The sequence below is a fragment of the Pseudomonas paralactis genome (genome assembly GCF_001439735.1).
Lineage (GTDB): Bacteria > Pseudomonadota > Gammaproteobacteria > Pseudomonadales > Pseudomonadaceae > Aquipseudomonas > Aquipseudomonas paralactis.
Genome location: NZ_JYLN01000004.1, coordinates 1 through 26503, shown reverse-complemented (window position 1 = coordinate 26503; position 26503 = coordinate 1). Strand labels below are relative to the sequence as shown.

Genomic DNA, 26503 nt, shown 5'->3' with positions numbered 1-26503 from the left:
AACACCTGTAGGAGCGAGCTTGCTCGCGAAAAACGTCAACGACAAAGCGTGTTTCCTGATTGAACGCGGCGCCTGTGAGTTTTTCGCGAGCAAGCTCGCTCCTACAAAAAGCCGTAGCATCGAGCCGACTTTTTGCAGGTAGCCCTAGGGACTTGGATGATATAAGTTACCTCTACTGCTTTAAAGAGTGATATATCATGCAAGAAACAGCGAAGCCCTACCCCCACAAAGGGTATATCTCAGAGAGAAGCGCTGAACTGATGAGAGGTATCGGCAACGGTATCGAAATAGCCCGCATTCGTCGGCGGTTGAAAATCTCCACCATATGCAGCCGGGCGGGCATTACACGGCAGACGTATCAGCGGCTGAGACAGGGCGAGGCCGGCGTATCCCTCGGTGTGCTGATGAACGTGCTGAGCGCGATGGACTTGGAAGAAAGCATGGTGAGCATCGCGTCACCAGAGCTTGACCAGGTTGGGATTACCATGAGCCTCGCCCGTGAGCCTGAGCGAGTTCGCACTGAAGGAGAGCCCGATGTCCTGGAAGCCGATTGGTAATGCCTTTGTTTTTTCAGCTCACTTAGTCGGTGACCCGGTCCCTGTTGGCGAAGTGGCCATGCATGGGAATGGATTCGTTTTTCGCTACGCCAACAGTTGGCTCGCACGGCCCGACGCATTTGCGATTGACCCGCTGAGTTTGCCACTGACCCCTAACCAGTATTCCTCGACGCGCATGTTTGGTGTGCTCGACGATGCAACGCCCGACAACTGGGGCCGGCGTGTTCTGCTGGCGACCCACAAACAGCATCCACAGAACGAAGTTGAATGGCTGCTTGCCTCGCGGGGAGCAGGAGTGGGTTGCCTGCTGTTCAGTGCGTCACGAAGTCAGCTGCCAACCCTGCACCAACCCCCGCAATTTGAAGACCTTGAGAAAATCATGGTGGGCCTTGATCGAGTCGAGAAGGGTGACGTCGACCTGCCTGCGGAAATCGCACGGTTATTCGAGTTTGGGAGTTCCATGGGCGGCGCCAGGCCGAAGGTCACCGTGACCCATGAAGGCAAGGAATGGATTGCTAAACTCGGCCGTAGCGACGATGTGTTCGACCAGCCACGGGCGGAATTCGCCAGCCTTCAAATGGCGGATGCAGCAGGTCTACCCGCAGCCGGGCACAAGTTGGTAGAGGTCGCCGGCAAACCGGTGTTGATGGTCGAGCGTTTTGACCGACATGAAGCCGCTGGTCGCGAGCACTATGTCAGCTGCAACTCTCTGGTAAGCACTGAGAAGCCGAGAATGCGGGTTGATGCGGCTGACGGTGCCGTTTCCTACTCCAGGATCGCCGACGTATTGAAGAAGGTCAGCGACGATGCCACCTTTGACATGCGTGAGCTTTACAAGCGTATGGCTTTCAATGTGCTCATCGGCAATAGCGACGACCACCTGAAACAAACCGGGCTACTGCTGACCAGCGCCTCGGGCTATTCCCTTGCGCCAGTATTTGACGTGTTGCCCCACCCTACCCAACTAGGCTTGCAGGCGCTCATCATCGGCAATGAAGGCCGGTTATCGTCTGTCAGTAATTTGCTGAGTACGCCTGAACGCTTTGGGTTGGGGGCCGATGAAGCAAGGTCCATCGTCACGGATATGTATGCCGTCGTGCGAGAAGCCTCCGGTTTTTTCGAAGCAGCAGGCTGCAGCGGTGCCGAGGTGCGCATGCTTTCCAATGTGTGTACACGATTTGCAGCGGACCTGGTGTAGGGCGGCAACAGAGCGCACCCTTGAAGGGTGCGCGCCGCAGCAAATATCACCTAAACGCTAAGTTACCAATCGTACGTCAGGCTCGACACCACCGTGCGTCCTTCCCCGAAGTAACAATCCAAATCACTGGTGCACTGCGAGACGTAGGTCTTGTTGCTGAGGTTCTGCACGTTCATCGCCAGCTTCACGCCCTTGAGCTTGAGCGGCGAGGCGCCCAGGTCGTAGCTTAGGCTTGCATCGTAGACACTGTAGGACGGCACGTTGAAGGCGCCTTCGTAGTAGTCGCCCAGGCTTTGACGGGCGTAACGCACGCCAAGCCCTGCACCCAGCCCCGCCAAGGGCGTGTCGCCGAGCACGGTGTAGTTGACCCACATCGAGGCGGTGAGTGGGGAGATGCCGGCCGGGTGGCGACCTTGGCGGCCATCGTTGTCCTTGGTGTATTTGACGTCATTGCGCGCAGCCGAGGCGACCACGTCCCAGGCATCGCTCAAGACCGCCTTGGCTTCCAGCTCAACACCCCGCGAGCGCAGGGCGCCGCTTTGGGTGCTGAAGGTGGTGTCCACCGGGTTGGTGGTCAGCACGTTTTCCTGATCCAGTTTGTACACCGAGGCCTGGATGAAGCTCTTCTGGCCCGGTGGCTGGAACTTCACGCCGACTTCGTATTGTTTGCCGGTGGAGGGTTCGAAGGGTTTTCGGTTCGCATCAGTGCCGGCCAGCGGCAAGAAGGATTCCGAATAACTGACGAAGGGCGATACGCCGTTATCGAACAGGTACACCAGGCCCGCACGGCCGGTGAATGCCTGGTCTTTGCTGGCAAAGCGGGTGTCCTGTATCGGCTCCTTGTTCACCACATTCGCCCAGTCATAGCGGCCACCGAGTACCAGCACCCATTTATCCAGCTTGATCTGGTCCTGCAGATACAGGCCGGTCTGGGTAATGGTGCGGTCCCAGCGGTACGGTTGGCCGAAGTTCAAGGGCTGGCCGTACACCGGTTTGAACAGGTCGATGATCGGCGGGTTGCGGTCATACAGGCCATGGAACTGCGAGTTGGAATGGTAGTAGTCCAGGCCAACGATGAAGGTGTGGGACAGTGCGCCCGTGTCGAATTCAGCCTGGGCGATGCTGTCCACGCCGAACACTTTGTTGGTCTGCGACCAGTCCACGCCGAAGCGTTGCAGGTAGCGTTGGTCCTGCACGCCGGTGTTGGGGTTGGCGACAAAGCGGTAGCCGTGCAAGGGCGCGGTGTAGCGGTCGTCGACCTCGGCGTAACGGGCGTTTTGCTTAAGGGTCCAGATGTCGTTGAGGCGATGGGAAACTTCGTAACCCAGCACGTATTGCTCGCGGTTGTACTGGTTGACGCCCGGCTCGCCGATAAACACATCGCGCTTGATCTTGCCGTTGGGGTTGTCCCACAGCGTGCCGGACGCCGGCAGGCCTTGGGCTTCGGGCACGCCTTTGTCTTTCTGGTACTGGGCGAACAGGGTCAGGCTGGTGTCGTCGTTGGGGCGCCAGGTGAGGCTGGGGGCGATGAACTGGCGCTTGTTTTCGACGTAGTTGATTTCGTCTTGCGCGTCATTCGCCAGGCCAGTCAGGCGGTAGAGAAACTGCCCCTCCTCGTCCAACGGGCCGCTCAGGTCGATGGCCGCGCTTTTGTGTTCGTAGGTGCCGGCTTCCAGTACCACTTGGTGTATCGGCGTTTCGCTGGGGCGCTTGCTGACCATATTGACGATGCCGCCCGGCTGGTTCTGGCCGTAAAGCACGGACGCCGGGCCTTTGAGCACTTCGATGCGTTCCAGGGAATACGGTTCGATCTGCAACGCGCCCCCGGTGCTGCCTCCGCCATAAGGCAGGTGCAGACCGTCCAGGTACAGCGGCGTGGGCGAGAAGCCGCGTGACGTCGGCTCATCGAACAATTTGACTCGGTCGGCAAAACCACCCGCGCTCATACCTGGGGTGTAGAGCAACGCCTGGGTGACACTCTGGGCGCCACGTGCCTTGATCTCGGCGGCGGTGATCACGTTGATCGTCTGGGGAATTTCTACCAGCGCCGAGTCGGTCTTGCTGCCCGAGGCGCTGCGCTTGGCGACAATACCGTCCACCGGGCCCCAGGCGCTTTCCTGCTCCTGCCGGCCACTTATCTGGGTCGCGCCCAACTGCAAGGCTCCGTCGCCGGAAAGGGCCTGCAACGACCAACCGCCCTGGGATTGCACCGCCGCCAAACCGCTGCCCGCCAGCAAGCGCTGCAACCCCGAACCTACGCCGTAACGCCCTTTCAAGCCGGCGCTGCGCTTGCCGTCGGTGAGCGATGCGTCAACCGACAGCAAGATGCCTGAGGCACTGGCGAAACGGTTCAACGCCTGGTCGAGGCTGCCCGCGGGAATGTCATAGCTGCGCAGCGCTTCGGTGCTTTCTTCGGCTTGAACCATGCTCGGCAGTACAGGCGCCGTTGCCAGCAGGCCGGCAAACAGGCCACGACGCAGCGCGCGGGCCAACGGTTGGATTGGGTGGTGCGACATGGCAGGACTCCCCGTGAGAACGCTTCTTGATTGGCTTTCAAGAGGTATCCCGAACGGGCCGCAGAAACCGACAAGCCCTGTACAAAGTATTTTCAGACCCGCGCCTTGATCGTTACCCAGTAACGGGTCACCGCCTGCACGTGCACGGGCAATGAACGCTCCAAGGCCGCCAGGATCGCGTCGGTGTCGTTCAGCGGGAACACGCCGGTCAACAGCAGCTTTGACACCGCCTGATCACAGCGCAACAGGCCCGGGCGGTAGCGGCTCAGTTGCGCCACGAACTCACCCAACGGCTGGCGCTCCGCAACCAGACGGTGCTCGGTCCAACTGCCGGCATTGGCGCTCACTGCCGGCAACGCGGTGCTTTGACGCGCGTTGAACCACAGGCTGTCCCCTGCCTGCATATGCACCGGCGTACCCTGCAACGGCGTGACCCGCAGGCGACCTTCGTACAAATCCACGCGGCTGCCGTCGGGCAGTTCACGCACCGCAAAGCGCGTGCCCAACGCCTGCACATCACCGGCAGGCGTTTCGACGATCAACGGGCGCAAGGCGTCGTGGCCGCTGGTCAACAAGACCTCGCCACGGATCAGCCGAATACGTCGTTCGGTAGCGCTGAAACGCAGGTCTACGGCGCTGTCACTGTTGAGGTCCAGTTGCGTGCCGTCGCTCAAGGTCATATGGCGAATTTCGCCCGTGGCGGTACGCAGCTCTGCAAAGGCCGCTTGCCAGGTTTCACTGCGTTGCACCAGGTAGCCGCTGCCACCGGCCACCAACAGCAGGCCGAGCAGTTTGAGCGCGGCCCGGCGTTGGGTATCCGGGGTGTCGCGCAATACTGCGCGAGCGCTGTCGGCAGGTACGCCGCCCAGGGTGTGTTGCAGCTGCTGCAAGCGCTGCCAGGCGCGGCGGTGTTCCGGGTCAGCGGCCTGCCAGCGGGCAAACGCCTGGCGCTGCTCGCCCTTGAGCTCGTCGCCCCATTGCAGCATCAACCACTCGCTGGCTTGCTCGACAATCGCGGGGGCGATAGGCGCGTCGTGTTTCATTCTTCGTACACCACCTGGTAGCAGGCGACAATGGCGCGGGTCATGTACTTCTGCACCGAGCTGACGGTGACGCCCAGGCGTACGGCGATTTGCGCATAGCTCAAGCCTTCGAACTGCGAAAGTAAAAACGCACGGCGTACATTGTCGGGCATGCGGTCGAGCATGGCGTCGATCTGCATCAGGGTTTCGAGGATCAGCGCGCGGGTTTCCAGGGAAGGCGACTCGGGCTCGGGCAGGTGCGCGATGCTTTCCAGGTACGCACGCTCGATGCGCAGGCGGCGCCATTGGTCGATCACCAGGTTGCGGGCGATCTGCGCCAAGTAGCTGCGGCTTTCTTTGTCACCCGGGAAGCGCCCGGCCACCAGCAGGCGCAGGAAGGTGTCCTGAGCCACATCGGCGGCCTGTTCCCGGTCGCCCAGGCGCTTGCGCAACCAGCCTTGCAGCCAGCCATGATGGTCGCGGTACAGGATGTGAAGCTGTTGCTGGCCGTCAGTCGCGATGCCCATGAAAAGCTCAGAAGTGTTATTGAGAGCAATTATCATTACATCTTATTTGGCGACTGACAAAAACTCTTTCTCGCTCAGCGCACAGCGGTCTGCAACGGGTACACCGACTCCCACCCTCCTCCCAGCGCTTTGTACAGCCCGACCATGGCCAACGACACGCCGGTGGAGCTTTCCACCCACTGCTCCTGCGTCGCCAGCAATGCGCTTTGCACGGTGAGTACGTTGACGAAATCCGCCACGCCTTCGACGTACTGATGTTGCGCAGTGGTCAGTGCGATCTGGTTCTGGCGCACCGCTTCGGCCAGGCTGTCGCGACGCAGTTGGCTGGCGTTGTAGCGGGACAGTTGATCATCGATTTCATGCCAGGCGCGTAGCACGGTTTGCTGGTAGGCCAGCGCCGCTTCCTGTTGCTGGGCTTCACGCAAATCGACCATGCCTTGCAGGCGCCCGCCGTTGAACAGCGGCAGGCTCAATTGCGGGCCGAAGGCAAAGGCACGGGAACCCCAGGAGCCGAAATCCGAGAGCTGCATGGCTTGGGAGCCGAGGCTGCCGGACAGGGTAATGCGCGGGTAGAAATCGCCCTTGGCCACGCCGATGCTGGCAGTGGCGGCGTGCAAGCGAGCTTCTGCCTGACGGATGTCTGGGCGCCGTTCAGCCAGCTCCGATGGCAAGCCGATCGCGACCTGGCGCTGGGTTTGCGGCACAGCTGCATCCTTGGACAGCTGCGCGTGCAGGGCCTGGGGCGGCTCGCCCATCAGCAGGCTAAGGGCGTTGATCAATTGGTCCTGGCGCTGTTGTAAATCCGGCAGGCGCGCCTCGATAGCCGCGACTTGAGCGGCGGCTTCGGCCACGTCCAGGTCGGTCGCGACGCCGTCGGCCAGACGCAGTTGCGAGAGCTTGAGGCTGTGGCGCGCGACGTCGAGGTTTTGCTCGGTCACGGCGCGGGTATTTTGTACGCCGCGCAGTTGGATGTAATCCTGGGCGGTCTCGGCCAGTACCGACAACAGCACGGCGCGACGGTCGTTTTCGGCGACTTCCAGGGTGGCGTCGGCGGCTTCGGTTTCACGCTTGACCCGGCCCCAGAAATCCAGCTCCCAAGAGGCCGAGAAGCCCATGTCCCATTGGTTGAAGGCTGCGCGGCCATTCTCGCCGGAGGGGTCGTTCAAGCCTTTGCCACTGTTACGTTTGCGCTGGTAGCCGCCGCCCGCATCGACATTCGGGTAGCGCTCGGCGGTGGTTACCTGACGTACCGCGCGGCTCTGTTGCAGGCGGCTGCTGGCCAACTTCAGGTCGAGGTTATCGCTGAGGGCGCGGCGTGTCAGGGCTGAGAGCTGCGCGTCGTGGAACACGTCCCACCAGCGCTCCTGCAAGGGATCGCTGACGGCACGGCTGGCAGCTTGTCGGCCCTGAGGTTCGCTCCATTGATTGATCTGCGGGCTCTCGGGCCGCTGGAAGTCGGGACCGACCGTGCAGGCACTCAGGGTGATCAGGCTCAAGGTGAGCCAGGCAACGTGTTTCATTGCTGGGCCACCTCACGCTGCTGCTCGACGGGCCGGGTATCGACGCTGGCTTCCACCGACATGCCCACGCGCAGGCGCTCGGTCAGTGGCTGGTTCGGCTCAAGCACTATCTTCACCGGAATACGCTGCACCACCTTGGTGAAGTTGCCGGTGGCGTTGTCCGGTTTGACCGAGGCAAAGGTCACGCCCGTGGCCGGCGCCAGGCTTTCCAGATGGCCCTTGAGCAGTTCGCCGTCAAGGCTGTCGACGCGCACCTGCACCGCTTGCCCCGCGTGCATATGCGACAGTTGCGTCTCCTGGAAGTTGGCCACCACATAGGCCTCGGCCAGCGGCACGACCGCGAGGATCTTGCTGCCCGGCGTCACATAGGCGCCGACCCGCACCGCACGCTCACCGACCATGCCATCGACTGGCGCGACAATACGTGTGTAGGACAGCTGATAACTGGCCATTTCAAGCGCTGCCTGGGCGCGCTTGAGCCCACCTTCGGCAGCGTCACGCTGTGCGGTGAGGATCTCCACCTGCTTGCGTTCGGCGGCCAGCACGGCGGTGGATTTGGCCAGGCGCGCGGTGGCCTGGTCGATGCGCGTCTTGGCTTGTTGGGCGTTCTGCACGGTGCCCGCACCGACGCCGGCGAGGTGGTTGTAGCGGTTCAGTTCATGTTCGGCAAACGCCACTTCGGCGCGATCCGCTGCCACCGTAGCCTGGGCCTGGGCGATCACCGAGCTTTGACGCTCCAGGGTCGCGCTGGCGTTTTTCAATTGGGCTTGGGCGACCAGGGTGTCGGCATCGGCGGCCTGGGCGGCGGCGCGAAAGTCGCGGTCGTCGATCAGCGCCAACAGTTGGCCGGCCTTGACGCGCTGGTTGTCCTCTACCAGTACTTCCTTGATGAAACCCACCACCCGCGGCGCAACCAGGGTGAAGTCGGCGGCGACGAAGGCGTCGTTGGTGGTCTGGTGCTTGCTACCCAGTACGCCCGGCGCAACCAGGTAAAACAACACGCCGACAGCAAATACAGCAATAACGGAGACGGCAATTTTGTCTTTGCGTTTCATGGAAAGTCCTTGAGGTCAGGCCGGAGCGCGAGGCGGATAGATCCGCGTGGGCATCCAGAAAATCAGCAGGATCAACGCCACCGCGACACCGGCCATGACGACGTAAAGATCCGAAGAGGTCAGCACCACGGTCTGCTCGTGCAAGCGGTGGGCGAGGCCCGGCGCGTCAGCGTCGGCCAGGGGCGAATTGCCCAGGCGGTCCACCAACATGGTTGAATGGAAGTGCCCGCGCTGGGTGGTCAATGTATCCAGCACCGCAGTGGCGATCACAGCAGCCAGGCCCTTGACGGTGTTGAACCAGGCCGAGGCAAACGGCCCTTCGATGGGTTGGATACTGCCGGTGGACAGCATCAGCAGAGGCAACACGGCCATCGGCTGACCGAAAATCTGCAGCAGGTACCAGCCGTAAAAGTCGTCACGAATCCACGCCGAAGTCAGGTGAGAACTGCCGATGCAGCACAGCACCAACATGCTCAGGCCGATCCCCAGTACCCAGCGGCAATCGACCCAGCGCAGGTTGCATAGCGCCGCCACCAGCGGCAAGGCGATCAATTGTGGCAACGCCATCAGCAGCATTACTGGCGCAGTTTGCAGCGGCCGGTAACCCTGAACCTGGGCCAGGAAACTGGACGGGATGATGATCACCGAGGTCAGTACCATCAGCACGCCTGCCAGCACGATCAGGGCGAATGCCAGGTTGCGCAGGCCGAGCATCTGCAAGTTGAAAAATGGCAGCGGTTGTGACCATTCGTTGACCATGAACAACACCAGCAACAATGTGCCGCCACACAGCAGGAAGGTGATCAGCCCCGACTCGAACCAGTCCAGGCGATTGCCCTGCAACAGCCCGATCACCAACATGCAGATCGCCGGAAAGCCCAGCAGCAGGCCACGCCAGTTGAACTGTTTGAAGCGCTCCAGGCGCAGCGGGTCCTGCGGTATGCCATAGGCCACGGCGACCATCGCCAGCAGGCACGGTGCGACGATTTGCCAGAACGCCCACTGCCAGCCAACGTATTCGGTCCACAACGCCGCCAGCGGGGTGCCCAGGCTCGGGCCGAAGGTGGCGGTCAGTGCGTAACCGGCCAACCCGTACAACTTGACGTTGGCCGGCAAGAAACGCAGCGCCACGGTCATCAGCATCGGCGGCAGCGCGCCACCGGCCAGGCCTTGCACGGTACGCAGCAGCAACAGGCTTTCGTAGTTGGGTGCGAACGGGCAGAGAATGCCCAGCACGGTGAACAAGCCGATGGCGCACAGCGTGAAACGGCGCAGAGAAAACGTCACCGAACACCACGGCGCAAACGCCATAGCTGCCACGGAAGTGGCGGTGTAGGCGGCGACCAGCCAGGTGCCTTCATCAAAACCGATGTACAGCGCACCGCGGATATCGGCGAGGGCGACCTTGGTGACCATCTCGTTGAGACCGGACACCAGCACTGCCAACAGTACGCCGACCAGGCCGATGATAATGCGCGGGCCGAATACGGGCGGGGCTGGGGCAACGGGTTTGGCTGCGGCCTGAAAAGCGGGGGCAGCGAGGGATGTCATGAACAGGTAACTCGGAATGAGAAATACCTGAGCAGTTTAATCAGGCTATAGCATGACAAAAAGTTACTTGCTGGAAGGTTATAAGTGCGCCAGGCGCAATCCAGTAAACGCTACAAAATCAAAAATGTGGGAGGGGGCTTGCCCCCGATGGCGATATATCAGGTTCACATCAAGTGACTGTCACACTGCAATCGGGGGCAAGCCCCCTCCACATTTTATTGTGCATGGTTTGAGGTGTTCAGGTGGGTTGGGCTTCTAGCCAGGTGGCGTGGCAGCTCTCGCGCATGGTTTCGCGCAGCCACTTGTGTGCCGGGTCTTTGTCGAAGCGTGGATGCCAGGATTGGGCCAGCACCAGTGTTGGCAACGAGATCGGCAGCGGGAATGCACGCAGTGGCAGCTTCAGGCGCTTGGCGCTCAAAAGCGCTTCCTTGGGCACCGGCATGATCAGGTCGGATTCGGGCAACATGAACATGGCGCCGTGAAAACCTGGCGCGATCATCGCCACGCGACGCTCCAGGCCCTGCTCGTTTAGCGCCGTATCGATCGGCCCGCGGGCGATGCCGCGGCGCGAGATGCTGATGTGGGAGTAGCCGGCAAAGCGTGCGGCGGTGATTTCTTCGTCGAACAGCGGGTGATCCTGTCGCGCCAGGCCGACGAAGGTGGTGGAGAACAGGTTCTGCACCTTCACTTCGGGGCTGACCGGCATGGTGTTGCTCACGCGCAGGTCCAGCCGCCCTTCGCGCAGCGCTTCGTCGTCGGTGTCGCCTTCGGGCACAAAGCGCAGCTCGCACAGCGGCGCTACGCGCTCCATGGTGTCGAACAGCCGCCCACCATACACCCCGATAAAAAAGTCATTGGCGCGCACGCTGAAGCGGCGGCGCAAGGTACTCAAGTCCACTTGATCGGCCGAGCGGAACAGCAACGCCGCCTGCTCCACCACATTACGCACCTGGCCTTGCAGCTCAAGCGCTTTGGGCGTCGGCACCAGGCCGCGGCCGGCACGTACCAGGATCGGGTCACCGACCGCTTCACGGATACGCGTGAGGGTACGGCTCATGGCCGCCGGGCTGAGGTTCATGCGCCGGGCAGCGCCCACCACACTGCCCTCGTCGAGCAACGCGTCGAGGGCGACCAACAGGTTCATGTCGGGTAATTGCATGCCAGGCACTCGTGATCTGTGGGGAGTGAACTGGGCGCAATCGTAGCAGGGATCAACGGTTCAGCGTTGCATGCCCCAGCGTTTCACCGTCAGCCGCTCGAAGGTGTTGAACACCAGGTTTTCTACCAGCAAGCCAATCAGGATCACCACAGCCAGGCCAGCAAATACCTTGTCGGTGTACAGCTCATTACGGTTCTGGAAGATGTACCAACCCAAGCCGCCCTTGCCGCTGGTGGCGCCGAACACCAACTCGGCGGCGATCAGCGTACGCCAGGCAAAGGCCCAACCGATCTTGAGCCCGGCCAGGATCGACGGCAGCGCCGCCGGGATCAGGATGAACAGCACAAACCGCATACCTTTGAGGCCGTAGTTGCGCCCGGCCATGCGTAGGGTTTCGGACACGCCGAGAAAGCCCGAATAGGTGTTGAGCGCCAGAGCCCATAACACCGAATGCACCAGCACGAAGATCAGGCTGTTCTGCCCCAGGCCGAACCACAGCAGCGCCAACGGCAGCAATGCGATGGCCGGCAGCGGGTTGAACATCGAGGTCAACGTACTGAGCAGGTCGCGGCCCAATTGGGTCGACACCGCCAGCGTGGTCAAGGCAAACGCCAGTACGATGCCGATCAGATAACCCTTGAGCAGCACCGCCAGCGAGATACTGACTTTGCTGAGCAATTCACCGCTGCGCAGGCCATCGAACAGCGCCTGGAAAGTCTGCAAGAAGCTCGGCAACAGCAGGTCATTGTTCTGGTAGCGGGCGACCGCTTCCCAAATGATGGCGAGCACGATCAGGATCAGGCCCTTGCGCAGCCAGCCGTGTTGCCACAGACGTTGGCGAAACGGCAGCTCGCGCTCTACCGGGACGCTGAGCAATGGTTCGAGGGTTACTTCAAATTCCTGGCGCATACGTCGGCCCCTTCAATAAGCGATGCGAATATCAGCGAAGCCCAACTCGCGTTCGGCCGCGGGCGCTTCATCGAACAGCAGGCGATGAATGCGCCGCGCCGACGCCTGGAATTCCACACCGCCGAGGCTGTGCAGGTCGTATTGATGACTATGGATTTCGGCGCGCACCCGCCCAGGGTGGGGTGACAGCAACAGGATGCGATTGCCCACCACCAACGCCTCCTCAATGGAGTGCGTGACGAACAACAGGGTAAAACGCACTTCCTCCCACAACAGCAGCAGTTCCTCTTGCATCTTGCGCCGCGTAAGCGCATCGAGGGCAGCGAAGGGTTCGTCCATCAGCAGGATTTTCGGCTGCATGGCCAGGGCCCTGGCAATCGCCACGCGAGCTTTCATGCCACCGGAAAGGGTGTGGGGGTAGGCGTCGGCAAAGGCACTCAGCCCGACTTTATCGAGGTAATGCAGTGCACGTTCTTCGGCCTCGCGGCGCTTCAGGGTCCTGGAGGCCAGCAGCGGGAACATCACGTTCTGTTTGACGGTTTTCCATGGCGGTAACTGGTCGAACTCCTGGAACACCACGATGCGATCCGGGCCAGGCTGTTCGACCTTCTGCCCCAAAAGGCGAATCTCGCCTTCGCAGGGTTTGATAAAGCCGGCGATGGACTTGAGCAAGGTGGATTTGCCGCAGCCCGACGGGCCGAGCAATACGTAGCGGTCGGCCGGGTCGATCTCGAAACTGACCTGGTGGGTAGCCCGCACAACACGCTCGGGGGTGCGGTATTCGAGGCTGACGTTATCCACGGCCAAGAGTGGCTCGGCGGTGTTCAAGCTGCTGGCCGCGTGGCCTTGCAAGGGCGCGTTCATTTCATCTCTCTTGCGATAAGGCTTCAGAAAGGCGCATCGCCCTGGATGGTGGTGCGGTACAACTTGCGGCGCAGGTGGCTCGGGCAACCGGCGGCGAGGTGGATCAGCGAGCGGTTGTCCCAAAACACCAGGTCGTGGGGCTGCCACTGGTGGCGGTAGATGTTTTCCGGCAGCACGCTGTGGGCATAGAGCTGGGTCAGCAGGTCATGGCTTTCATCATCAGGCAGGCCGACGATACGGGTGGTGAAGCCTTCGCTGACAAACAGCGCTTTGCGGCCGCTTTCCGGGTGGGTGCGCACCACGGGGTGCACCACTTCGGCAACCTGGGCGAGTTGCTCAGGGGTGAGGGTGGGGCGCCAGTTGCCTTCGAATTTGGTTTCGCTGTAGCGCGCCGTGTAGGAGTGCGCGGCACTGCGGCCTTCGACGGCTTTGCGCAGGTGCTCGGGCAGTTGCTCCCAGGCTTTGTGCATATCGGCGAACAGGGTGTCGCCGCCTTCGGCAGGCAGTTCCTGGGCGTGCAGCATCGAGCCCAGGCTGGGCAGCTCCTTGTACGACAGGTCCGAGTGCCAGAACTTGCCCGCATCACCCAGGCCGATGGATTGGCCGTTCTCGATAATGTTGGAGACGATCAGGATTTGCGGGTGGTTGGCCAGCAGAAACTGTTTGAGCACGTGGATCTGCAGCACACCGAAACGGCGGCTGAAGGCGATCTGTTGTTCGGGGGTGATGCGTTGGTCGCGAAACACCACGACGTGGTGATCCAGGTGGGCGCGGTGGATACGGGCGAAGTCCTGGTCGTTGACCGGGCGGGATAGGTCCAGGCCAATGATCTCGGCGCCGACGCTGCCGGGAAAGGGGCGGATGTCGAAGGTTTGGGTGGTGGTGGGGGCAGCAGCGGTGGCGGACATTGGATTCACTCCCGGCGGACAGGGGAGTGAATTTATAGGTATAAGAATGGAAGTTTAAATACTGTTAAGGCATATCGATATGGCGTTTGGTTTGAGGTGCTGGGGGATGCTGATGGCCTCATCGGGAGCTGGCTTGCCTGCGATGAGGTCGGTACAGGCGCTGAAGATTAACGCTCGTGCAACGCCTCGGCCCGCGCCTTAATGATCGGCTTGAGCAGGTAGCTGAGGATGCTCTTCTTACCGGTGATGATATCCACCGAGGCAACCATGCCGGGGATGATCAGCAACGGCTTCTCATCGGTGCCCAGATGGCTGCGGTCGGTGCGCAGAGTGATCATGTAGTAGGTGGTTTTCTTGTCTTCATCGGTGATGGTGTCGGCACCGATGCGTTCGAGTTTGGCCTTGAGCCCGCCGTAGATGGTGTAGTCGTAGGCGGTGAATTTGACCACCGCTTCTTGCCCCGGGTGCAGGAACGCGATGTCTTGCGGGCGGATCTTGGCTTCTACCAGCAGGGTGTCGTTCAGCGGTACGATTTCGACCATGTCGCTGCCCGGCTGGATCACACCGCCAACGGTATTGACCAGCAACTGCTTGACGATCCCGCGCACCGGCGAGGTGACCAGGGTACGGCTGACGCGGTCTTCCAGGGCGCGGCCGGTGGACTCGGCCTTGTTCAGCTCAGTGCGGGCCTCGTTGAGCTGGGTCAGGGCTTCACTGCGGAATTTGCCGCGGGTTTCATCGATCTTGCGTTGCACTTCCTTGATCGCCGATTCAGCACGGGGGATCGCCAGGGTGGTGGCGTCCAGTTGGCCGCGGGTTTCCATTTCGGCGCGCTTGAGGCGCAGCACTTCCACCGGCGATACCGCGCCCTGGGCCACCAGTGGCTCGGACATGTTGATTTCCTGGCGCTGCAAGGACAACTGGCTGCGATACTGCCCCTGCTTGGAGGTGAACTCGCGCAGCTCCTGTTGACGCTGTACCAGTTGCTCCTGCAGGCCGCCGACTTCATCCTTCAACTGTTGACGCCGGCTTTCATACAAGGAGCGCTCGTTGGCAGCCTGGCTCGGCGCGGCCTTGAGCACGTCGTCGGGGATGTTCAGCGGGCGATCATCCACTTGCGCACTCAAGCGTTCGACGCGCAGTTGCATGGCCAGGCGCAAGGCTTCGGTTTCCCCGGCGTTGGAAACAAACCGGGTGTCGTCGAGGCGAATCAGCGGCGCGCCGGCTTCTACGATCTGGCCTTCCTTGACGTACAGCTCGGCAACGATACCGCCTTCCAGGTTCTGGATTTTCTGCAATTTGGACGACGGAATCGCCTTGCCGTCGCCACGGGTCACTTCGTCGATCTCTGAGAAACCCGCCCACACCACCAGGAACACGAAGAACCCGATGATCGCCCAGATGGTCAGGCGAATGACGCGTGGGGCATCTTCGATCAGCGCTTTGTTGACCTCGGGCAGGGGCTGGCCCTGCAGCGAGTCGGTACCTTTGAAATAGCGGCCGACCGCACTCTTGATGGACTTAAGCAACACTGATTTGCCCCTTCTTCAACGCTTCCATGACCACGGCTTTCGGGCCGTCCGCGAGAATCTGCCCACGGTCGACCACCAGCAGGCGGTCCACCAGCGAGAGCAGTGAGGCTCGGTGCGTGACCAGCACCACGGTTTTGTTTTGCACCACGGCTTGCAGGCGTTGTTTCAAGCGTTCTTCACCGGTGTTGTCCATGGCGCTGGTGGGTTCGTCCAGCAGCAGGATCGGCGGGTTGAGCAACAATGCGCGGGCCAGGGCGACGTTCTGACGCTGGCCGCCGGAGAGGTTCTGCCCACGCTCGCCCACTTGCAGCTCGTAGCCCTGGGGATGCAGACGGGCGAATTCGTGTACACCGGCCAGTTCGGCGGCTTGCAGCACCATTTCGTCTTCGACGTAGCGCGCACCGCTGACCAGGTTGTCGCGCAGCGTGCCGGCGAGCAACTGGATGTCCTGAGCGACGTAGCCGATGTTATGGCGCAACTCGCTGACGTCGATCTGGCGCACGTCCACGCCGTCCACCAGCAGCGCGCCGGAGTCGGGTTGGTACAGGCCGACGATCAGTTTGGCCAGGGAGCTTTTGCCCGAACCACTGCGGCCGATAATGCCGATTTTTTCGCCTGGCTTGATCACCAGGTTGATGTTCTTCAGGGCCAGGTTCTGTTGGTTGGGATAAGTGAAGTTCAGGCCCCGGCATTCGATGGCGCCTTGCAGGGTACGGCGGCTCATGGGGCGCTCTTCGAAATTGCGCTCTTGAGGCAGCTCCATCATCTGGTCCACCGAGGTCATGGTGACCTTGGCTTGCTGGTAGCGCGTGAGCAAGCCTGACAGCGAAGCCAGCGGGCTCAAGGCGCGGCCACTGAGCATGTAGCAGGCAATCAGCCCGCCCATGCTCAAGTTGCCGTCGATGATCTGGTACACGCCGAACACGATCATGATCACGCCGGCCAATTGCTGGATCAGCAGGGTCATGTTCATCGACAGACCCGACAGCAACTTCACCCGCAGCTCAAGCCGACTCAGGGTGCCGATGGTCTGCTCCCAGCCATACTGGCGCTCGCTCTCGGCGTTGTTGACCTTGACCGCGTCGAGCCCGGCGAGGGTTTCGATCAGGCTCGACTGACGCTCAGCGGCCAGGGCCATGGTGCGCTCCATGGTGGCTACCAAGGGCTTTTGCAGGGCGTAACCGATGCCCAGGGCAAGCGGGAACGCCAGCACCGGGATCCACACCAGGTGCCCGCCGAGGATGGCGATCACCATAAAGATCAACAGCGTGAACGGCAGGTCGATCAGGCTGGTGAGGGTCAGCGACGCGAGAAAATCGCGCAGGCTTTGAAACTCATGGATGTTCTGAGCGAAGCTGCCGACCCGCGCCGGACGGTATTTCATGGACATGCCGACGATGCGTTCGAACAGCGTGGCCGAGATGATCAGGTCGGTTTTTTTACCGGCCAGGTCCAGGCACAGACTGCGCAGGCTTTTGAGGATCAGGTCGAACAGGTACGCGCCGCAGATGCCCACAGCCAGCACCCACAGGGTGGCGGTGGCCTGGTTCGGTACGACGCGGTCGTACACGTTCATCACGAACAGCGGCGCGGCCATGGCGATGATGTTGATCAGGAAGCTGGCGGCGATGGCGTCGGTGTAGAGCCAGCGCGAACGCATGAGGGTGTCACGGAACCACGAACGCGCCCGTGGAATCAGGCTGCCGTGGTTGACGTCGAATTTGTGTTGCGGCTGAGCGAAGAAGACCTTGCCGATGTAATCGTCGGCCAAGGCTTCGCGCTTGATCAGCACCTCGCCGCCGTCACTTTCGCCGAGCAGGATTCGCGCTTCATCGTCGCCCTGCCAACCCACCAGCACGGTACTGCGCCCGTCCTTGAGCAATAACAGGGCCGGCAATGCAATTGTCGGGATCTGATCCAGCTTGCGTTGCAACAGCCGGCCCTGCAGCCCGGCCCGCGCAGCAGCACGCGGCAGCAGTTCGGCACTCAAGCGTTGCGAGGGCAGCGGCAGGCCGGTGGTGAGCATGGCCGCGCTGGCGGGTTTCTGATGCAGGGCGCAGAGCGCCAACAACCCGTCGAGCAACGGGTCGTCGTGCAATGCGCGTGGATCATGACTGAGATGAACTCGACCGATTTCAGATTCCACGCGGTGCACTCTCGACTAACAGATGGGGCTATTGGGGTGGCTCAATTCATCCCAGGCAGTTGGACTTTAGGTTTCACGTCGTTCTGCACGACGGAGGCCATCGGTGCGACCACTCCCTGGCTCTTGAGCAATTCGCCCATGGTCGCCTTGATTCGGTACTGAGTAAATAACTGAATGTTCTTGATTTCTTCCAGGCGGCGGGAAGCGGTGAACAATTCATTCTCGCTGTCGAGCAAATCCAGCAGGGTCCGTTGACCAAGGCTGAATTGTTGCTGGTAGGACGTGCGTACGCGGGTGCTGTGATCCACGTACTGCTGAGCGACCGGCAATTGCGAGTTGGCGTTACTCAAGGCGTTCCAGGCCAAGCCTAGCTCTTCATTGAGTTGGCGCAAGGCGTTGTTGCGAATATCCAGGGCCTGGTTGGCCTGGTACGACTTCGATTGCAGGTCAGCCTTGTTGCTGCCACCGGCAAACAGGTTGAAGCGCATGCGTACCATGGCTTCCCAGCCGTTGCTGTGGTTGGGATCACCGGAAACGTTGTTGTCGGCGTTGGTGCCAAGCTCAGCATCGAAGCGCGGGTAGAAGGTGGACTTGGCGGCTTCGTACTGCTTCTCGGCGGCGGAGATATCCGACTCGGCCGAACGCAGGACCGGGCTGTTGTCGAGCATCTGGCGACGGGCTTCGTTCAGGTCTGCCGGCAGCATGGCCATGAACGGGGCGGGGCGCTCGAGTTGGTCGGGCATCTGGCCCACAGCGCTGAGGTAGTTGACCTGCGCGTCGGCCAGGTTGGTTTGCTCGGTGATCAAGTTGTTGCGGGCCTGGGCCAGACGCGCTTCGGCCTGGTCCTGGTCGGCACCGTTGCCGACGCCGCGCTGGGTGCGCAACTTGATTTGATCGTAGATGCGTTCGTGGTTGCGCAGGTTGTCTTCAGCCAGGCGCACGAACTCACGACGGGTCAGCACTTCCAGGTAAACCTGGGCAACGGTCAGCGCTGTGCGCTCGGAAGTGCCGAGCAAGGAATAGGCGCGGGAATTAACGTTGGCTTGTTGACGCCCGACTTCGCTGGAGGTAGCGAAACCGTCAAAAATCATTTGCTGCAGGCGCAGGCTGGATTCACCGCGGTTGAGGGTATCCCAGTGGTTGCCGCTGGGATTATTGGCGCGGGTGGTGGCGTTGTCAGTCCCTTGACGACCGTAACCGGCGTTCAAATCGACACGCGGCAGGTAACCACCCTGGGCGGCGCGCAATTGGTAATCGGCGGCGATACGGCTGTTTACCCCCGCCTGGATTTCCGGGTGTACATCCAATGCCTGTTGCATGGCTTGGGGCAGTGTCTGGGCTTGTACGAAACTGGCGGCGAGAACGAACGGTATTGCCTTGAACAGGTGCAGACGCATTAAAAATTCCCCAGGACTTCTTGTCTCAAATCACAGCGATTACTAGCGCTGCGTCGGATAATGGCTACCGTTACGACCGTACGTCGGAAAGTTCAAAAAGCGGAACTGCTTCACACATGTAGGACGGTTCGCCGCGTAAATATCAATGTGACATTACGGAGGCGATTGTTTAGGATGGCGACCATAAGGTCAATACTTTGGCACAAACTAGATCGCTAAAAAATCCAGCCAAATATTTGACGTCAATACATATATAGACTACGCCCTCCTAATTAGCAGTTCTAAAGCACGCTGCGAAATGGAATTTGTCGAAACGCATCGCCGGAGAAAATTTTAATGAGCAGTGTTGTTGCCACCGTCAAAAGCATTGTTGGTCAAGTTTTCGTTATTTCTCCGGAAGGGACGCGTCGCGTCCTCGTAGAAGGTGACCGCCTGTTTGCAGGCGATCAGATCGACACAGGCATGTCGGGCGCCGTCAGCCTGGAACTGGCCGACGGTCGCATCCTGGATCTGGGTCGGGACACCCAGTGGAGCGCCGATATGCCGGACTCCACCGCCGACCTGGCCGCGGCCAGTGAGCAGGTCGCGCCATCGGTTGCCGAGCTGCAACAAGCCATCGCCGCCGGCGCCGACCCGACCACCGACCTGGAAGCCACCGCCGCAGGCGCCAACGCAGCCGGTAACGGTGCTGCCGGGGGCGGCCACAGCTTCGTAGTGCTGGACGCGACCGCAGGCCGTGTCGACCCAACTATCGGCTTCCCCACCGCACCTATCGGCCAAGGCACTTCAACACTCAATGCCCTGAGCGGAGCCCCAGGCTCGGCGGGCTCGGGCAATCAGGTGCTGCAGCCTTCGACCCTGACCCTGAGCGCGACGCCGACCATCACCGAAGCGGGCGGCGTGCTGACCTACACCGCTACCGTGACCCGGCCCTCCACCAGTGACCTGACCGTCACCTTGACCAATGGCGCGGTGATTACCATCCCGTCGGGCCAGTTGACCGGCACCGTCAATGTGCCCCTGGCCCCCAATGACAGCCCGTACATCGACCCGGGCCAGATCAGCGTCGGCGTTACCGGTACCACCGGCGGCGGCAACCTGGTATTGACCATCGACCCTAACCCGGCCGTGACGCAGATCACCGACACCATCGACACCACCACCGTCACGCTGACGGCGGGTAATACCGTGACGGAAGGCGGCCAGATTACCTACACCGCCACGCTGACTAACCCGGCGCAAACCCCGGTGAACGTCACCTTGAGCAATGGCTCGGTGATCACCATCAAGGCCGGCGAGTCGACAGGCAGCGTTGTGGTCGATACTCCGGCCAACGACGTTTACAACAACGGTTCGACCGTCAGCACCACCATCACCGGCGCAACCGGCGGCAACTTCGAAAACCTGGTACCGAGCACTACGCCTGCGGTCACCACCATTACCGATTCGGTCGACACCACCACCGTCACCCTCACAGCCAACGGCAACGTGACCGAAGGCGGCCAGATCACCTACACCGCCACCCTGACCAACCCGGCACAAACCCCGGTGAACGTCACCTTGAGCAATGGCTCGGTGATCACCATCAAGGCCGGCGAGTCGGCAGGCACGGTTGTGGTCGATACTCCGGCCAACGACGTTTACAACAACGGTTCGACCGTCAGCACCACCATCACCGGTGCAACAGGCGGCAACTTTGAAAACCTGGTACCGAGCACCACGCCTGCGGTCACCACCATTACCGATTCGGTCGACACCACCACCGTTACCCTCACAGCCAACGGCAACGTGACCGAAGGCGGCCAGATCACCTACACCGCCACCCTGACCAACCCGGCACAAACCCCGGTGAACGTCACCTTGAGCAATGGCTCGGTGATCACCATCAAGGCCGGCGAGTCGACAGGCACGGTTGTGGTCGATACTCCGGCCAACGACGTTTACAACAACGGTTCGACCGTCAGCACCACCATCACCGGTGCAACAGGCGGCAACTTTGAAAACCTGGTACCGAGCACCACGCCTGCGGTCACCACCATTACCGATTCGGTCGACACCACCACCGTTACCCTCACAGCCAGCGGCAACGTGACCGAAGGCGGCCAGATCACCTACACCGCCACCCTCACCAACCCGGCACAAACCCCGGTGAACGTCACCTTGAGCAATGGCTCGGTGATCACCATCAAGGCCGGCGAGTCCGTTGGCAGCGTGGTCGTAGACACCGCGCCCAACGATGTATATGTCAACGGCAGCACGGTCAGCACTACCATTACCAGCGCGACTGGGGGCAATTTTGAAAGCCTGGTGCCGAGTACCACACCAGCAATCACCACGATCACCGATTCGATCGACACCACCACCGTGACGCTGACTGCGCCGACCGAGGCGAATGAGGGCGGGCAAATTACGTACACCGCTACGCTTTCCAACAAAGCGGGCACCGACGTTACGTTGAAGCTGGATAACGGTTCTTCGATCACCATCAAGGCAGGCGACACTGTTGGCACCGTGACTGTTCCAGCGCCGACCGATGATGTGTTTATCGACAAGAGCACCCAGACCGTCAAGATCACCGAGACTACCGGCGGCAACTTCGAGAAGCTGGAAATTGCAGGTAATGGCGCAACCACCACCATCAACGACACTATCGATAAGGTCGATGTGGTACTGACCGCCACGACTACCGTGGGTGAAGGCGGCAATATCATCTACACCGCCAGCCTTGTGGATAAAAATGGCGCGCCGGTGACTAACGTCACCAACCCGCTCACCGTTACGCTGGATAACGGCCAAACCATCACCATTGGTGTGAATCAGTCGAGCGGCACCGTTACCACCGTAGCCCCGGATGATGTCTACAAAGGCGACCAGACCGTAACGACTGCTATCAGCGGCGTGACCGGTGGCGAGCACTTTGAAAATCTGGTTCCAGGGACCGATAAAGTCACTACAACTGTGACGGACACTCCGGGCACCGATAACACTACTACCGTTACGCTAACGGCTCCTTCCGAAGCGAACGAAGGTGGCCAGATCACCTATACCGCGACCTTGAGCAACAAGGCCGGTACTGACGTCACGTTGAAGTTGGATAATGGCTCTTCGATCACGATCAAAGCTGGCGACACCGTCGGCACCGTGACTGTGCCTGCGCCTACCGATGACGTGTTTATCGACAAGAGCACCCAGACCGTCCAGATCACCGAAACCACAGGTGGCAACTTCGAAAAACTGGAAGTTGCGGGCAACGGTGCGACTACCACGTTCAACGACACCATCGATAAGGTCGATGTAGTTCTGACTGCCACCACCACCGTCGGTGAAGGCGGCAATATCGTTTACACCGCCAGCCTTGTGGATAAAAACGGTGCACAGGTGACTAACATCACCAACCCGCTCACCGTGACGCTGGATAACGGCCAAACCATCACCATTGGTGTTAACGAATCGAGCGCTAGCGTTTCGGTTCTTGCACCAGATGACGTCTACAAGGGCGACCAAACCGTCACTACCGCCATCCAAGGCGTAACCGGTGGCGAGCACTTTGAAAATCTGGTTCCAGGGACCGATAAAGTCACCACGACGGTGACTGACACACCGGGTACCGATGACACCACCACTGTGACACTGACTGCACCAAGTGCCGTTAACGAAGGTGGCCAGATCACTTACACCGCGACCTTGAGCAACAAGGCCGGTACTGACGTCACCTTGAAGCTGGATAACGGCTCGTCGATCACGATCAAAGCTGGCGACACCGTCGGCACCGTGACCGTCCCTGCGCCTACCGATGACGTGTTCATCGATAAGAGCACCCAAACCGTCAAGATCACTGACGCTTCTGGCGGCAACTTCGAGAAATTGGAAGTTGCTGGTAACGGCGCAACCACCACGATCAACGACACCATCGACAAAGTCGATGTGGTTCTGACTGCCACCACCACCGTGGGTGAAGGCGGCAATATCGTTTACACCGCCAGCCTTGTGGATAAAAACGGTGCGCCGGTGACTAACATCACCAACCCGCTCACCGTCACCTTGGATAACGGCCAAACCATCACCATCGGTGTTAACGAATCGAGCGCTAGCGTGTCGGTTCTTGCACCGGATGACGTGTACAAAGGCGACCAGACCGTCACTACCGCCATCCAAGGTGTGACCGGCGGCGAGCATTTCGAAAACCTGGTACCGGGCACTACAGCGGTGAACACCACCGTTACCGATACCCCGGGCACTGATAACACTACGACTGTTACGTTGACTGCACCAAGTGCCGTTAACGAAGGTGGCCAGATCACTTACACCGCCACCTTGAGCAACAAGGCCGGTACTGACGTCACGTTGAAATTGGATAACGGTTCTTCGATCACGATCAAAGCTGGCGACACCGTCGGCACCGTGACCGTCCCTGCGCCTACCGATGACGTGTTCATCGATAAGAGCACCCAAACCGTCAAGATCACTGACGCTTCCGGCGGCAACTTCGAGAAATTGGAAGTTGCTGGTAACGGCGCAACCACCACGATCAATGACACCATCGACAAAGTTGATGTAGTCCTGTCCGCCACGACTACCGTCGGCGAAGGCGGCAACATCGTTTACACCGCCAGCCTTGTGGATAAAAACGGCGCGCCGGTGACTAACATCACCAACCCGCTCACCATCACCTTGGATAACGGTCAGACCATCACCATCGGTGTTAACGAATCGAGCGCTAGCGTTTCGGTTCTCGCACCAGATGACGTGTACAAAGGCGACCAGACCGTCACTACCGCCATCCAAGGTGTAACCGGTGGCGAGCACTTTGAAAATCTGGTTCCAGGGACTGATAAAGTCACCACGACTGTGACTGACACTCCGGGCACCGATAACACCACGACTGTCACGCTGACCGCGCCTGGCGCCGTTAACGAAGGTGGTCAGATCACCTACACTGCGACCTTGAGCAACAAGGCCGGCACCGACGTCACCTTGAAGTTGGATAACGGCTCTTCGATCACCATCAAGGCGGGCGACACCGTCGGCACCGTGACCGTGCCTGCACCGACTGATGACGTGTTTATCGATAAGAGCATCCAGACCGTCAAGATCACTGACGCTTCTGGCGGCAACTTCGAGAAGTTGGAAGTTGCGGGCAACGGTGCGACCACCACCATCAACGACACCATCGACAAGGTCGATGTGGTCCTGACCGCCACCACCACCGTCGGCGAAGGCGGCAACATCGTGTACACCGCCAGCCTTGTGGATAAAAACGGCGCGCCGGTGACTAACATCACCAACCCGCTCACCGTCACCCTGGATAACGGCCAAACCATCACAATTGGTGTTAACGAATCGAGCGCTAGCGTTTCGGTTCTTGCACCGGATGACGTGTACAAAGGCGATCAGACCGTCACCACCGCTATCAAGGGTGTGACCGGTGGCGAGCACTTTGAAAATCTGGTTCCAGGGACCGATAAAGTCACTACGACTGTGACTGACACACCGGGTACCGATAACACCACTACCGTGACGCTGACCGCGCCTAGCGCCGTTAACGAAGGTGGTCAAATTACGTACACCGCCACGCTTTCCAATAAAGCGGGCACTGACGTTACGTTGAAGCTGGATAACGGCTCCTCGATCACCATCAAGGCGGGCGACACTGTCGGCACCGTGACCGTACCTGCACCTACCGATGACGTGTTCATCGATAAGAGCACTCAGACTGTCCAGATCACCGAAACCACTGGCGGCAACTTCGAGAAATTGGAAGTTGCTGGCAACGGCGCAACTACGACGATCAACGACACCATCGATAAGGTCGATGTGGTCCTGACCGCCACCACCACCGTGGGTGAAGGCGGCAATATCGTTTACACCGCCAGCCTTGTGGATAAAAACGGTGCGCCGGTGACTAACATCACCAACCCGCTCACCGTCACCTTGGACAACGGCCAAACCATCACCATTGGTGTGAATCAGTCCAGCGGCACTGTTTCGGTTTTGGCACCGGATGACGTTTACAAAGGCGACCAGACCGTCACCACCGCTATCAAGGGTGTGACGGGCGGCGAGCATTTTGAAAACCTGGTACCGGGCACTGCGCCGGTAAACACCACCGTTACCGATACCCCGGGTACCGATAACACCACGACCGTCACGCTGACTGCACCAAGTGCCGTTAACGAAGGTGGCCAGATCACCTATACCGCGACCTTGAGCAACAAGGCCGGTACTGACGTTACGTTGAAGTTGGATAACGGTTCTTCGATCACGATCAAAGCTGGCGACACCGTCGGCACCGTGACCGTGCCTGCACCGACTGATGACGTGTTCATCGATAAGAGCACTCAGACCGTCAAGATCACTGACGCTTCTGGCGGCAACTTCGAGAAGCTGGAAGTTGCTGGTAACGGTGCAACCACCACGATCAATGACACCATCGACAAAGTTGATGTAGTCCTGTCCGCCACGACTACCGTCGGCGAAGGCGGCAACATCGTTTACACCGCCAGCCTTGTGGATAAAAACGGCGCGCCGGTGACTAACATCACCAACCCGCTCACCATCACCTTGGATAACGGCCAAACCATCACCATTGGTGTGAACCAGTCCAGCGGCACTGTTTCGGTCTTGGCACCGGATGATGTGTACAAAGGCGATCAAACCGTCACCACCGCTATCAAAGGTGTGACCGGTGGCGAGCACTTCGAGAATCTGGTTCCAGGCACTACGGCGGTGAACACCACCGTTACCGATACCCCAAGCACTGATAACACCACTACCGTGACGCTGACCGCGCCTAGCGCCGTTAACGAAGGTGGTCAAATTACGTACACCGCCACGCTCTCCAACAAAGCGGGCACCGACGTCACCTTGAAGCTGGATAACGGCTCGTCGATCACCATCAACGCGGGCGACACCGTCGGCACCGTGACCGTCCCTGCGCCTACCGATGACGTGTTCATCGACAAGAGCACCCAGACCGTCAAGATCACTGACGCTTCTGGCGGCAACTTCGAGAAGTTGGAAGTTGCTGGCAACGGTGCAACCACCACCATCAACGACACCATCGACAAAGTTGATGTGGTCCTGACCGCCACCACCACCGTGGGTGAAGGCGGCAACATCGTTTACACCGCCAGCCTTGTGGATAAAAACGGTGCGCCGGTGACTAACATCACCAACCCGCTCACCGTCACCTTGGACAACGGCCAAACCATCACCATTGGTGTTAACGAATCGAGCGCTAGCGTTTCGGTTCTTGCACCGGATGACGTGTACAAAGGCGACCAGACCGTCACCACCGCTATCAAGGGTGTGACCGGTGGCGAGCACTTTGAAAATCTGGTTCCAGGGACTGATAAAGTCACCACAACTGTGACTGACACACCGGGTACCGATAACACCACGACTGTAACGCTGACCGCGCCTAGCGCCGTTAACGAAGGTGGTCAAATTACTTACACCGCCACGCTTTCCAACAAAGCGGGCACTGACGTTACGTTGAAGTTGGATAACGGCTCCTCGATCACGATCAAAGCGGGCGACACTGTCGGCACCGTGACCGTCCCTGCGCCGACTGATGACGTGTTCATCGACAAGAGCACCCAGACCGTCAAGATCACCGACGCTTCCGGCGGCAACTTCGAAA

Annotated in this window: 16 protein-coding genes; 3 read left to right on the top strand and 13 right to left on the bottom strand. The window is 60.2% G+C overall.

Translation table 11 applies throughout. The features are described from left to right. Positions 1–197: 197 nt before the first annotated feature. Positions 198–557 carry a helix-turn-helix domain-containing protein gene (locus TX23_RS11715; RefSeq protein WP_057702314.1) on the top strand — a complete coding sequence of 120 codons (360 nt, stop codon included), beginning with the start codon at positions 198–200 and terminating at the stop codon, positions 555–557. Next, on the top strand, positions 535–1755 hold the full coding sequence (locus tag TX23_RS11710) for a type II toxin-antitoxin system HipA family toxin (protein WP_082629605.1): 1221 nt from the start codon (positions 535–537) through the stop codon (positions 1753–1755). The genes TX23_RS11715 and TX23_RS11710 overlap by 23 nt, the downstream gene beginning before the upstream one ends. Before the next feature lie 62 nt (positions 1756–1817). Here TX23_RS11710 and TX23_RS11705 read toward each other — a convergent pair whose 3' ends face one another. From TX23_RS11705 to TX23_RS11645, 13 genes are all read right to left on the bottom strand, one after another. After that, positions 1818–4271: a TonB-dependent siderophore receptor gene (locus tag TX23_RS11705; RefSeq protein ID WP_057702313.1), complete on the bottom strand. Its 2454-nt coding sequence runs from the start codon at positions 4269–4271 to the stop codon at positions 1818–1820. A gap of 92 nt (positions 4272–4363) precedes the next feature. Further along, on the bottom strand, positions 4364–5314 hold the full coding sequence (locus tag TX23_RS11700; RefSeq protein ID WP_057702312.1) for a FecR domain-containing protein: 951 nt from the start codon (positions 5312–5314) through the stop codon (positions 4364–4366). Continuing rightward, positions 5311–5820 (bottom strand): sigma-70 family RNA polymerase sigma factor, encoded by a 510-nt coding sequence (locus TX23_RS11695; RefSeq protein WP_054922440.1) that lies wholly within the window; start codon positions 5818–5820, stop codon positions 5311–5313. Before TX23_RS11695 ends, TX23_RS11700 begins: the two co-directional genes overlap by 4 nt. A 74-nt stretch (positions 5821–5894) precedes the next feature. Continuing rightward, positions 5895–7340, bottom strand: coding sequence for an efflux transporter outer membrane subunit (locus TX23_RS11690; RefSeq protein ID WP_057702311.1), 1446 nt, complete (start codon positions 7338–7340; stop codon positions 5895–5897). Continuing rightward, positions 7337–8395: an HlyD family secretion protein gene (locus tag TX23_RS11685; protein ID WP_057702310.1), complete on the bottom strand. Its 1059-nt coding sequence runs from the start codon at positions 8393–8395 to the stop codon at positions 7337–7339. Before TX23_RS11685 ends, TX23_RS11690 begins: the two co-directional genes overlap by 4 nt. 15 nt (positions 8396–8410) lie before the next feature. Further along, a complete protein-coding gene (locus TX23_RS11680; protein WP_057702309.1) occupies positions 8411–9946 on the bottom strand; it encodes an MFS transporter in 1536 nt (511 codons plus the stop codon). 238 nt (positions 9947–10184) lie between these two features. Beyond that, positions 10185–11105 (bottom strand): LysR family transcriptional regulator, encoded by a 921-nt coding sequence (locus TX23_RS11675; protein ID WP_057702308.1) that lies wholly within the window; start codon positions 11103–11105, stop codon positions 10185–10187. Positions 11106–11165: 60 nt separating this feature from the next. Then, complete coding sequence (locus TX23_RS11670; protein ID WP_057702307.1) at positions 11166–12014, bottom strand: ABC transporter permease; 849 nt, start codon at positions 12012–12014, stop codon at positions 11166–11168. Positions 12015–12026: 12 nt separating this feature from the next. After that, complete coding sequence (locus tag TX23_RS11665; protein WP_057702306.1) at positions 12027–12878, bottom strand: ABC transporter ATP-binding protein; 852 nt, start codon at positions 12876–12878, stop codon at positions 12027–12029. Positions 12879–12901: 23 nt separating this feature from the next. Beyond that, on the bottom strand, positions 12902–13786 hold the full coding sequence (locus TX23_RS11660) for a TauD/TfdA dioxygenase family protein (protein WP_057702305.1): 885 nt from the start codon (positions 13784–13786) through the stop codon (positions 12902–12904). A 167-nt stretch (positions 13787–13953) separates the two neighbouring features. Continuing rightward, positions 13954–15318, bottom strand: a complete 1365-nt coding sequence (locus TX23_RS11655; protein ID WP_057702304.1) for an HlyD family type I secretion periplasmic adaptor subunit — start codon at positions 15316–15318, stop codon at positions 13954–13956. After that, complete coding sequence (locus TX23_RS11650; RefSeq protein ID WP_057702701.1) at positions 15308–17464, bottom strand: type I secretion system permease/ATPase; 2157 nt, start codon at positions 17462–17464, stop codon at positions 15308–15310. The genes TX23_RS11655 and TX23_RS11650 overlap by 11 nt, the downstream gene beginning before the upstream one ends. A gap of 41 nt (positions 17465–17505) precedes the next feature. Further along, positions 17506–18861, bottom strand: a complete 1356-nt coding sequence (locus TX23_RS11645; protein WP_057702303.1) for a TolC family outer membrane protein — start codon at positions 18859–18861, stop codon at positions 17506–17508. Between the two features lie 336 nt (positions 18862–19197). Here TX23_RS11645 and TX23_RS11640 point away from each other — a divergent pair. Further along, positions 19198–26503: retention module-containing protein (locus TX23_RS11640; RefSeq protein ID WP_157243913.1), on the top strand; the 7306-nt coding region annotated here is incomplete at its 3' end.